A 10,587-nucleotide genomic window follows, 5' to 3' on the forward strand; every position below is an offset into this window, starting at 1 on the left:
GCAGCAGGCGTGGCGGGCGCGGCTTCTGCTGCGGGCCCTGCCGAGCCGGCTGCATTGGCTGCGGCGTCTGGAGCAGCGGTGGGCGCAGCGGCCGCAGCAGCTGCATCGGCAGGCGCTGCCGGGGCCGCGGGAGTTGTCTGGGGTGCTGCAGCTTCAGGCGCTGCAGGCACGGTCGGCGCGCCCGGCACAGCGACGCCGTTTGCCGTGCCGCTGGCTGCCGAGGCAGGTGCTGCAGCAGCACCTTCGGCGGGCTTGGTGGCGGCGGCGATCTGGCTCAGCTCGGACATGTTGCGCTGCAACTCGGCCGTGCGCGATGCCTGGTCGTCCGACTGCTTTTGCTTGGCCAGGCGCTCGTCGGCCTCCACGCCCTTGACGGCGCCCTTGGACAGGGTGAGCTTGTCGGGTGCTGCGGTGGACGGCTTGCGGTCTTCGACCTGGGCCTGGACGCTGCCCGATGCTTCACGGTTGGCCGATGTCACGGGCGCGGCCGGCGCGGCGCTGGCCAGCTGGCGGCGGAACTGGTTGAAATCGCGGGACTGGGCGGCAACGATCTGGCGCGCTTCGCGCGGCGAGGTGGCCTGGGCCGTGGCTTCATCCGGCACGGTGAGCACGGCGCCGGAGCGCATGCGGTTCACATTGCCGTTGATGAAGACCTTGGGATTGGTGCGCAGCATGGCCACCAGCATCTGGTCCAGCGAAACGCCGGCTGGCAGGTGGGCGGCGGCGATGCGGCCTGCCGTGTCCCCGGTCTTGATGCGGACTTCGGAGGCCTCGGACGACGCGGGAGCCGCTGCGGCGCGCTCGCGGGCTGCCGGGGCGGCACGGCGCGCGGTTGCTGGCGCGGGGCGGCTTTCCTCGGTGTTGCCTGCAGCGGCTTGCGATGGAGCGGGAGCTGCGCGGCGCGGCGCTGCGGCAGGCTCGGGTGCCGACGCCTGGGCTGCAGCCGTCACGGCAGGCGGGAGCTTTTGCAGGGTGGGCGGGTCCAGCAGCAGGGTGTAGTTGCGCTGCAGGTTGCCCGAAGCCCAGCTGGCGTCGATCACCAGATCGACAAAGGGTTCGTTGACGGGCTGTGTGCTTGTGAGGCGCAGCACGGCCGAGCCATCCGCGCGGCGCTGCACGCTGACGCGCACCTGGCTGGCGGTGGCGTTGTACTCCATGCCCTGGGTGCGGAAGACGCCGGGAGAGGCCACGCCCACGCGCAGGCCTTCGGCTTCAGCGGCGGTGATCTGGGGGATTTCGACTTCGGCACGCAGGGGCTCGCCCAGGGCCGATTGCACGTTCACCCGGCCCAGAGCCAGTGCCCAGGCCTCGGAGGCGGGCAGTGCGACCGAGACGACGGCCGCAGTGGCCAGCACAGAGAGTTTCCAACGATGCATAAAGCGTCAAACCTGTGTGGATGCAATTGGGCAGGCACTATTGTTATTGTGGGAATGCCCGCGCTTGCACATGTAATTGAAATTTACCCGGGGATAGATGGCACGCCATCTACCAGGGTGCTTGGGTCGCATTGTCGGCCACGCTATAGGATCGCAAGCGTCTGGTTGCCGGCGAACGCCAATAGTTGTTGTCGAACGGCAACGAGAAGAAACACAATGTATCTTTGGTGATTGTAGGCAACCACCTACAGCCAATGGACAAGAGACCTGGGCATTGTGCCCAATTGCCCAGGGCTTAAAGCCGAAAAAAGCGCCATGTCCCGGCCCGGGACATGGCGCTTTTTGTGTTGGCTCAAGCCGGCGATGCTCAGGCGGCGAGCAGGATGCGCAGCATGCGGCGCAGCGGCTCGGCGGCGCCCCACAGCAACTGGTCACCGATCACGAAGGCCGACAGGTACTCGGGGCCCATGTTCAGCTTGCGCACGCGGCCCACGCCGACTTCCAGGCCGCCGGTGATGGCGGCAGGGGTCAGTTCCTTGACGGTGATGGCGCGGTCGTTGGGAACCCACTTCACCCAGGGATTGCCGGACTTGATGATGGCTTCCAGCTCTTCCAGGGGCAGGTCCTTCTTGAGCTTGAGGGTCAGCGCCAGGCTGTGGCAGCGCATGGCGCCGATGCGCACGCACAGGCCATCGACAGGGATGGTCTGCTCGGTGCCCAGGATTTTGTTGACCTCGGCCTGGCCCTTCCACTCTTCCTTGGACTGGCCGTTGTCCAGCTGCGCATCGATCCAGGGGATCAGGCCACCGGCCAGCGGTGCGCCGAAGAATTCGGTGGGCACGTCGGTGCGGATGGTCTGGGCCACCTTGCGGTCGATGTCCAGGATGGCGGATGCGGGCGTGGCCAGTTCGTCGGCCACGGCAGCGTGCACCACGCCCATGCCCTTGAGCAGTTCGCGCATGTGGTTGGCGCCGCCACCGGAGGCTGCCTGGTAGGTCATGGAGCTGACCCATTCCACGAGACCGGCCTTGAACAGGCCGCCCAGGCCCATCAGCAAGATGGAGTTGGTGCAGTTGCCGCCAATCCAGTTCTTGCCGCCCGCGGCGAGCTTGGACTGGATCAGCCCTTCATTGACGGGGTCGAGCACGATGACGGCATCGCCTTCCATGCGCAGCGACGAGGCGGCATCGATCCAGTGGCCGTTCCAGCCCGAGGCGCGCAGCTGGGGGAAGACTTCCTTGGTGTAGTCGCCGCCCTGGCAGGTGATGATGATGTCGCACTTGGACAGCTCGGCAATGTCGTTGGCATTGCGCAGCTCGGTGTGGGTCTTCGCCATGGCCGGGGCCTTGCCGCCGGCGTTGGAGGTGGAGAAGAACACGGGCTCGATCAGGTCGAAGTCGCCCTCTGCCTGCATGCGGTCCATCAGTACGGAGCCGACCATGCCGCGCCAGCCGACGAGGCCTACCAATTGCTTGCTCATTTTTGAAACGCCCTTTCAGTGTGAAAACAGTGCTTGATCAAGACTGTTGTCGCCCGGCTCGTCTAGGCCAGGTGAGGGCGCACGACGAACCGGGCTGGGTCAGCCTTTGATTGTCGTAATGGTTGTGGATGTGATTGCGCGCGCAGCCACACCAGCCAGGGCGGCGGGTGCAATGTTCAGCAGGAGGAACGGGCGGGCGGCAAACATAAGAGACGTCATTCTATCGAATACGCCAGGAAAGAGAATGTCTGTTTTGATGAATATCTTCGTCGAATCGGCGAAAAGTGGACGTCTATTTTGACGTTTTGCCATGTTGCGGCGAAGCAGGGCAGTGCCTGCCCGCCACAGGGACAGCCGCAAGCCGGGAGGCTGGCGGCCGTCATGGACTTCAGGCCAGTGCGGCCACCACGGCATCGCCCATCTCGCGGGTGGAGACCTTGGTCGTGCCTTCGCTGTAGATGTCAGCCGTGCGCAGGCCCTGGGCCAGCACCTTTTGCACGGCGGCTTCGATGCGCTGGGCGGCGGCTTCCTGGTTCAGCGAGAAGCGCAGCATCATCGCGGCCGACAGGATGGTGGCCAGCGGATTGGCAATGCCCTTGCCGGCGATGTCGGGGGCCGAGCCGTGGCTGGGCTCGTACAGGCCCTGGCCCCTGGAGTTGAGCGATGCCGAGGGCAGCATGCCGATGGAGCCGGTCAGCATGGAGGCTTCGTCGGACAGGATGTCGCCGAACATGTTGCCCGTGACCACCACGTCAAAGCGCTTGGGTTCCTTGACCAGCTGCATGGCGGCGTTGTCCACGTACATGTGGTCCAGTTGCACATCGGGGTACTGCTGGCCCACTTCGGTGACCACGTCCTTCCAGAACTGGAAGGTTTCCAGCACGTTGGCCTTGTCCACGCTGGTCACGCGCTTGCTGCGCTTTTGCGCGGCCTGGAAGGCGACATGGGCGATGCGCTCGATCTCGGGCTTGGAGTAGCGCATGGTGTCGAAGGCTTCCTCGGCACCGGGGAAGTGGCCGTCGGTGGCCACGCGGCGGCCGCGCGGCTGGCCGAAGTAGATGTCGCCGGTCAGCTCGCGGATGATGAGGATGTCCAGGCCCGCGACCAGCTCGGGCTTGAGGCTGGAGGCGTGGGTCAGTTCCGCATAGCAGATGGCCGGGCGGAAGTTGGCGAACAGGCCCATGTGCTTGCGCAGGCCCAGGATGGCCTGCTCGGGGCGCAGCGGGCGGTCCAGCGTGTCGTACTTCCAGTCGCCCACGGCGCCGAACAGCACGGCGTCGGACTCCATGGCCAGCTTCAGCGTGGATTCGGGCAACGGGTGGCCGGCAGCTTCGTAGGCAGCGCCGCCCACGGGGGCCGTCTGCATGTCGAAGTCCAGGCCCAAGGCGCCCAGCACCTTCACGGCTTCCGCAACGATTTCGGGGCCGATGCCATCACCGGGCAAGACTGCGATTTTCATGGTGTTCCTTTTGAGAGACTGTTCGGATGGTGGAAGGCCGCCGGCGACTGGTTCAGCAACGCCTGCGGCCCATTGATGCGCGCAAGTGGAGGTCGATCAGCGCTGCACCAGCGTGTGTGCCAGCCAGGGCTTGGTGGCCAGGCGCTCGGCCTCGTAGGCGCGGATCTTGTCGGCGTGGCGCAGCGTCAGGCCGATATCGTCAAAGCCGTTGAGCAGGCAGAACTTGCGAAAGGCGATGACATCGAAAGAGATCTCCTCGCCCTGCGGGCGCACGATCACCTGGCGATCCAGATCAATGGTCAGCTCGTAGCCAGGGAAGGCCGCGATCTCGTTGAACAGCATGTCGATCGTGGCCTCGGGCAGCACGATGGGCAGCAGGCCGTTCTTGAAGCAGTTGTTGAAGAAGATGTCGGCAAAGCTGGGCGCCAGGATGGCGCGAAAGCCGTACTGGTCCAGGGCCCAGGGCGCGTGCTCGCGGCTGGAGCCGCAGCCGAAGTTCTTGCGTGCGACCAGGATGGAGGCGCCCGCATAGCGCGGCTGATTGAGCACGAAGTCGGGGTTGGGCTTGCGCGAGGCCGGGTCCTGGCCGGGCTCGCCATGGTCCAGGTAGCGCCATTCGTCGAACAGGTTCACGCCGAAGCCGGTCTTCTTGATCGACTTGAGGAACTGCTTGGGAATGATGGCGTCGGTATCGACGTTTTCGCGGTCCATGGGGGCGACAAGGCCCTTGTGCACGGTGAATTGTTGCATGGCTGTATCGGATTCAGGGTTCAGCGGGCGGCGCGTTCGATGGCGCTGCCCGCGCTTTGCACGTCCTGGCCAATGCCCTTGACGGTATTGCAGGCGGCCAGGGTGAAGGCCAGGCCGATCAGGAGGATCGAGAAGGAGGGCTTCATGGTGTGCAGGCGGGGCAGTTGCGGGATCGGATCAGGAGAACCTGCGGATGTCCACGAAGTGGCCGTGGATGGCGGCGGCTGCAGCCATGGCCGGGCTCACCAGGTGGGTGCGTCCGCCCGCGCCCTGGCGGCCTTCGAAGTTGCGGTTGCTGGTGGAGGCGCAGCGCTCGCCGGGCTCCAGGCGGTCGGCATTCATGGCCAGGCACATGGAGCAGCCGGGCTCGCGCCATTCAAAGCCTGCCGCCTTGAAGATCTGGTCCAGGCCTTCGCGCTCGGCCTGTTCCTTGACCAGTCCGGAGCCGGGCACGACCATGGCCAGCTTGATGTTGCGCGCCACCTTCTGGCCCAGCTTCTTGACCACGGCGGCGGCCTCGCGCATGTCTTCGATGCGGCTGTTGGTGCACGAGCCGATGAAGACCTTGTCCACGAAGATGTCGTCGATCGCCTTGCCGGGCTCCAGCGCCATGTAGGTCAGCGCGCGTTCGATGGCGCCGCGCTTGCTGGCATCCTTTTCCTTGTCGGGGTCCGGCACGCGGGCATCCACGCCCAGCACCATCTCGGGCGAGGTGCCCCAGGTGACCTGCGGCACGATCTCGCTGGCCTGCAGCTCGACCACGCGGTCGAACTTCGCATCGGCATCGGAGTGCAGCGTCTTCCAGTAGGAGACGGCGGCATCCCATTCGGCGCCAGTTGGGGCCAGCGGGCGGCCCTTGACGTACTGGATGGTCTTGTCGTCCACCGCCACCAGGCCTGCGCGTGCGCCGCCTTCGATGGCCATGTTGCAGACCGTCATGCGGCCTTCCATGCTCAGGTCACGGATGGCTTCGCCGGCGAACTCGATGGTGTAGCCCGTGCCGCCGGCCGTGCCGATCTTGCCGATGATGGCCAGCACGATGTCCTTGGCCGTGATGCCGGGGGCCGCCTTGCCGCTGACGTTGATCAGCATGTTCTTGGCCTTCTTGGCCAGCAGGGTCTGGGTGGCCATCACGTGTTCGACCTCGGACGTGCCGATGCCGTGGGCCAGTGCGCCGAAGGCGCCGTGCGTGGACGTGTGGCTGTCGCCGCAGACCACGGTCATGCCGGGCAGGGTGGCGCCCTGCTCGGGGCCCATGACGTGGACGATGCCCTGACCCTTGTCCATGAAGGGGAAGAAGGCCGCAGAGCCGAACTCGCCGATGTTGGTGTTCAGCGTGGTGATCTGTTCCTTGCTGATGGGGTCGGCAATGCCGTCATAGCCGCGCTCCCAGCCGTCGGTGGGGGTGTTGTGGTCGGCCGTGGCGACCACGGAGCTGATGCGCCACAGCTTGCGGCCGGCCATGCGCAGGCCTTCGAAGGCCTGGGGGCTGGTGACTTCGTGCACCAGGTGGCGGTCGATGTAGAGGACGGCGGTGCCGTCATCCTCGGTGTGGATGACGTGCTCGTCGAAGATCTTGTCGTAGAGGGTGCGTCCCATGGCGTTCTCGAATGGTTGGTGTCGTGGGGAAATTTTTGGGGGCATCCAGCGGCCAAGTGGCCTTCAGGATGCGCTGGCCGGCGGGCTCAGGTGCTCGACCAGCAGGCGGGCCGTGACGGGTAGCGCGTCGAAGTCACGCGCCACGATGCTCAGCTCGCGCCGAGCCCAGTCGTCGCTGAGCTCCAGTGCGCGCAGATGGCCCACGCCGTGCATGAGCTCGAAGGCGCGGTCGGGGATCAGTCCCACGCCCAGGCCGTTGTCGATCATGCGGCACATGGCATCCAGGCTGGTGACCTGGATGCGCTGGTGCAGCGCATGCCCCGCCTGTGCGGCGGCCGCACGCATGGCCAGGCTGATGGAGGAGCCGGCCTGCAGGCTGACGATGTCCCATTCGAGCACATCGGCAAAGGCCACGCTGTCGCTGTGCGCCAGCGCGTGCTGCTCGGGCACCACGACGACCAGGCGATCCTCGCGGTAGGGGCGGTGCTGCAGTACGGGAGTGGCCTGGCCATTGCCCAGCGGCATGTACGCCATGGAGCAGATGCCGATGTCGGCCGTGCCTTCCTGTACGGCAGCCAGTACGGCGGGGCTGAGCTGCTCCTGCAGGTCGATCTTGACCTGGCCGTGCTTGCGCGCGAACACGCCCAGGTCTTCCGGCAGGAACTGCACGATGGCAGACATGTTGGCGTGGATGCGCACATGGCCGCGCACGCCATCGGCGTACTCGGACAGCTCGCCCTGCATGCGCTCCAGGCCGTACAGCACGTTGCGGGCATGGTGCAGCAGGCTTTCGCCGGCCGGCGTCAAGGTCACGCCACGGCTGTGTCGGTACAGCAGGGCTGTGTCCACCGTGGCCTCGAGATCGGACAGGCGCTTGCTCACCGCCGAGGCTGCAATGAACTCACGCTCGGCCGCGCGGCCGATGCTGCCAAGTTCGCAGACAGCCACGAACAGCTGCAGGGAGGTAAGGTCTATGCGCCGTGCAAAACTGCGCTCTGAATTCTTCATGTGGTGGGGTTCAGGCTTCTCATTAGGAGAAGTTGGATGGATTTTCTCGCACAAGTCATCGATCTGTCATCTTCAAGCGCGATGTCTTTGGTGATGTCGTGCGATTTCATGGAGATGGGGGTCATGTCCCCTAGCGATGGCTGCGGTCGGCCTTTCCTGTCGGAACGCCGGTTGCATACTGAAAGAATTTGTCAATCTTTGCGCCAGTCGCCTGCATGGATTGCTGCAAAAATAAGAGCATATGAACGATCGATACCCGACGGGCCTGCGAGCCCTGCCTGCAGGCCTGTCATTGCTTCTGGCCGCAGCCCTGTCCTGCATGGCCGTCCCGGCGTCTGCCAAGCCGCAGCCGCCAGCGAAGAACACGGCCAAGAGCGGTGCGAAGGCACCGGCCAAGCCTGCCGTCAGACCTGCGGCCAAAGCGGCAGCCAGGCCAGCGGGCAAGGCCGCCGTCAAGACCGGGGGCAAGTCGGCGCCCTCTCCAACCCGCAATGCGCCGGCCAAGGCTGCCGCCGCTGGCGTGGCGGCAGGGGCCGTTGCGGCCGGAACTGCCGCAGCCGCAGTGGGCCATGCCCCCAAGGGCGAGCCCGGCCTTAGCGCGGCCGAGGTCGCAGCGCTGCACCAGCATGCCGAGCAGGGCGAGCCCAGCGCCCAGTACGCGCTGGGCTCGCTGTACAAGCGCGGCCAGGGCGTTGCCCTGAGTGCCGAGACGGCGGCCCAGTGGTATGAGAAGTCTGCGCAGCAGGGCTATGCGCCAGCCCAGTCCGACCTGGGGTTGATGTATGCGAATGGCCGTGGCGTGGCGCGTGACGATGCCCAGGCCGTGCAGTGGTATCGCAAGGCTGCCGAGCAGGGCGATGCCGTGGCCCAGAACAACCTGGGCCTGATGCTGGCCGAGGGGCGCGGAGCCGCCAAGGACTCCGCGCAGGCCGTGCAGTGGTTCCAGCGCTCGGCCGAGCAAGGTGAAGCGGCCGGTCAGTACAGCCTGGGCGTGATGTATGCCACGGGCCGGGGCGTGGCCGAGGACGTGGCGCAGGCGCTGCGCTGGTTTGTGGCGGCGGCAGGCCAGGGTCATGCCGATGCGCAATTCAATGCCGGCATGCTCTATGCCGAGGGTGGCGTGGTCGATCGCGACATGGCGCAGGCCGCCCACTGGCTGGAGAAGGCGGCCGAGCAGGGCAATGCCGCAGCCCAGTCCAACCTGGGTGTGCTGTATGCCAATGGCCAGGGCGTGCCCGCCAGCGACGAGAAGGCCGCGCGCTGGCTGGAGCGTGCCGCCCAGCAGGGCGATGCGCTGGCGCAGTCCAATCTCGCCAGTCTTTATGCGTCGGGCAAGGGCGTGGAGCGCAGCCCGTCCCAGGCCTATTTCTGGATGCTGCTGGCGGCGGGCAGGGACAGCTCGCTGGCCGCCAAGCGTGACAGCATGGCCCAGCCGCTGAGCGCGGCCGAGCGTGCACGCACCGAGCGCCAGGCGGCGGCCTGGAAGGCCAAACCCGTTCCCTGAGTCCTGTTGAGCATGCACCAATGAAAAACGCCTCGGAAGAGGCGTTTTTGTTGGGGGCTCAGTGCTGTATCAGCTGAAGAAGCTCTTGAGCCTGTCGGTCCAGCTCTCGCCGCTGGGCGAATGCTTGGCGCCGCCCTTCTTGAGCGATTCCTCCAGCTCGCGCAGCAGCTTGCGCTGGTACTCGGTCAGCTTGACAGGCGTCTCGACCACGATGTGGCAGTACAGGTCGCCGGGATAGCTGGAGCGCACGCCCTTGATGCCCTTGCCGCGCAGGCGGAACTGCTTGCCGGCCTGGGTGCCTTCGGGGATGTCGATGGCCGCCTTGCCCGACAGGGTGGGTACCTCGATCTCGCCGCCGAGCGCCGCCGTGATGAAGCTCACGGGCACGTTGCAGTGCAGGTCGTCGCCGTCGCGCTCGAAGATGTCGTGGTCCTTGATGCGAATCTCGATGTAGAGATCGCCCGCAGGCCCGCCATTCGTGCCGGGTTCGCCATTGCCGGAGGAGCGGATGCGCATGCCGTCGTCGATGCCGGCTGGAATCTTCACTTCCAGTGTCTTCTGGCGCTTGACCTTGCCCTGGCCACCGCAGCTGGTGCAGGGCTCGGGAATGATCTTGCCCGTGCCCCGGCAGTGCGGGCAGGTCTGCTGCACGCTGAAGAAGCCCTGGCGCATCTGCACGCTGCCCATGCCGTTGCAGGTGGTGCAGGTCTTGGCGCTGGTGCCGGGCTTGGCGCCGCTGCCGTGGCAGGTGTCGCAGCCATCCCAGCTGGGGATGCGGATCTGCGCATCCTTGCCGTGGGCGGCTTCCTCCAGCGTGATCTCCATGGCATAGCTGAGATCGTTGCCGCGGTAGACCTGGCGGCCGCCACCGGCGCCGCCGCGTCTGCCGCCACCCTGGTTGAACATGTCGCCAAAGATGTCGCCAAAGGCTTCGGCAAAGCCACCAAAGCCTTCGGCGCCGCCGCCCATGCCGCGGTTGGGGTCCACGCCCGCATGGCCGTACTGGTCGTAGGCCGCGCGCTTGTTGCTGTCGGAGAGCATCTCGTAGGCCTCCTTGGCCTCCTTGAATTTCTCTTCCGCCCCGCTTGCGGCATCCCCCTGGTTGCGGTCAGGGTGGTACTTCATCGCCAGCTTGCGATAAGCCTTCTTGATGTCGTCGTCCGAGGCGTTCTTGGCAACGCCGAGGACCTCGTAAAAATCGCGTTTGGACATGGTGTTTGCTAGCCAGTCAGTGAGAACAGGAACGCCGCGTCAGCCCCTTGGCAGGGCCGAGCGCGGCGGCAAGCGGTCGTCAAGGGACCACGCGCTGGGTTCAGTCCTTCTTGACTTCCTTGACTTCGGCGTCAACGACGTTGTCGTCAGCGGCTGCTGCACGCTGCCCAATGCGCGCTGCACCTGGCCGGGCAGCAGC

The 10,587-nt window shown here is 66.0% G+C and carries 9 protein-coding genes; 1 reads left to right on the forward strand and 8 read right to left on the reverse strand.

Annotated features, from left to right (window positions below):
* From ACM14_RS29415 to ACM14_RS29445, 7 genes are all read right to left on the reverse strand, one after another.
* The coding region (locus ACM14_RS29415) for a FimV family protein (RefSeq protein ID WP_368072939.1) at window positions 1–1,355 on the reverse strand (1,355 nt) is incomplete at its 3' end.
* A gap of 388 nt (window positions 1,356–1,743) precedes the next feature.
* Complete coding sequence (gene asd / locus ACM14_RS29420; RefSeq protein ID WP_013801017.1) at window positions 1,744–2,856, reverse strand: aspartate-semialdehyde dehydrogenase; 1,113 nt, start codon at window positions 2,854–2,856, stop codon at window positions 1,744–1,746.
* 388 nt (window positions 2,857–3,244) lie between these two features.
* Window positions 3,245–4,315 (reverse strand): 3-isopropylmalate dehydrogenase, encoded by a 1,071-nt coding sequence (leuB, locus tag ACM14_RS29425; RefSeq protein ID WP_012207037.1) that lies wholly within the window; start codon window positions 4,313–4,315, stop codon window positions 3,245–3,247.
* A 96-nt stretch (window positions 4,316–4,411) separates the two neighbouring features.
* Window positions 4,412–5,065: a 3-isopropylmalate dehydratase small subunit gene (leuD, locus tag ACM14_RS29430; RefSeq protein ID WP_065348107.1), complete on the reverse strand. Its 654-nt coding sequence runs from the start codon at window positions 5,063–5,065 to the stop codon at window positions 4,412–4,414.
* A 20-nt stretch (window positions 5,066–5,085) separates the two neighbouring features.
* Entirely contained in the window at window positions 5,086–5,211 is a 126-nt protein-coding gene (locus ACM14_RS29435) for an entericidin A/B family lipoprotein (protein WP_012207035.1), read from the reverse strand.
* Between the two features lie 31 nt (window positions 5,212–5,242).
* Complete coding sequence (gene leuC / locus ACM14_RS29440) at window positions 5,243–6,664, reverse strand: 3-isopropylmalate dehydratase large subunit (RefSeq protein ID WP_034396655.1); 1,422 nt, start codon at window positions 6,662–6,664, stop codon at window positions 5,243–5,245.
* A 63-nt stretch (window positions 6,665–6,727) separates the two neighbouring features.
* The gene (locus tag ACM14_RS29445; protein WP_012207033.1) at window positions 6,728–7,672 is read right to left on the reverse strand and encodes a LysR substrate-binding domain-containing protein; all 945 of its coding nucleotides are present in this window, start codon (window positions 7,670–7,672) and stop codon (window positions 6,728–6,730) included.
* Window positions 7,673–7,913: 241 nt separating this feature from the next.
* On the opposite strand from ACM14_RS29445, the gene ACM14_RS29450 reads away from it, so the two are divergent.
* On the forward strand, window positions 7,914–9,176 hold the full coding sequence (locus ACM14_RS29450) for a tetratricopeptide repeat protein (RefSeq protein WP_175403327.1): 1,263 nt from the start codon (window positions 7,914–7,916) through the stop codon (window positions 9,174–9,176).
* A 69-nt stretch (window positions 9,177–9,245) separates the two neighbouring features.
* Here ACM14_RS29450 and dnaJ read toward each other — a convergent pair whose 3' ends face one another.
* The gene (gene dnaJ, locus ACM14_RS29455; protein WP_013801020.1) at window positions 9,246–10,388 is read right to left on the reverse strand and encodes a molecular chaperone DnaJ; all 1,143 of its coding nucleotides are present in this window, start codon (window positions 10,386–10,388) and stop codon (window positions 9,246–9,248) included.
* Between the last annotated feature and the right edge of the window lie 199 nt (window positions 10,389–10,587).

Source organism: Delftia sp. JD2, assembly GCF_001682645.1.
In the GTDB taxonomy this organism is placed as follows: domain Bacteria; phylum Pseudomonadota; class Gammaproteobacteria; order Burkholderiales; family Burkholderiaceae_C; genus Comamonas; species Comamonas acidovorans.

Coding starts and splice junctions, on each gene's coding strand:
- leuD (WP_065348107.1), bottom strand. CDS start 5,065: ATGCAACAATTCACCGTGCACAAGGGCCTTGTCGCCCCCATGGACCGC.
- ACM14_RS29450 (WP_175403327.1), top strand. CDS start 7,914: ATGAACGATCGATACCCGACGGGCCTGCGAGCCCTGCCTGCAGGCCTG.
- dnaJ (WP_013801020.1), bottom strand. CDS start 10,388: ATGTCCAAACGCGATTTTTACGAGGTCCTCGGCGTTGCCAAGAACGCC.
- ACM14_RS29445 (WP_012207033.1), bottom strand. CDS start 7,672: ATGAAGAATTCAGAGCGCAGTTTTGCACGGCGCATAGACCTTACCTCC.
- leuB (WP_012207037.1), bottom strand. CDS start 4,315: ATGAAAATCGCAGTCTTGCCCGGTGATGGCATCGGCCCCGAAATCGTT.
- asd (WP_013801017.1), bottom strand. CDS start 2,856: ATGAGCAAGCAATTGGTAGGCCTCGTCGGCTGGCGCGGCATGGTCGGC.
- leuC (WP_034396655.1), bottom strand. CDS start 6,664: ATGGGACGCACCCTCTACGACAAGATCTTCGACGAGCACGTCATCCAC.
- ACM14_RS29435 (WP_012207035.1), bottom strand. CDS start 5,211: ATGAAGCCCTCCTTCTCGATCCTCCTGATCGGCCTGGCCTTCACCCTG.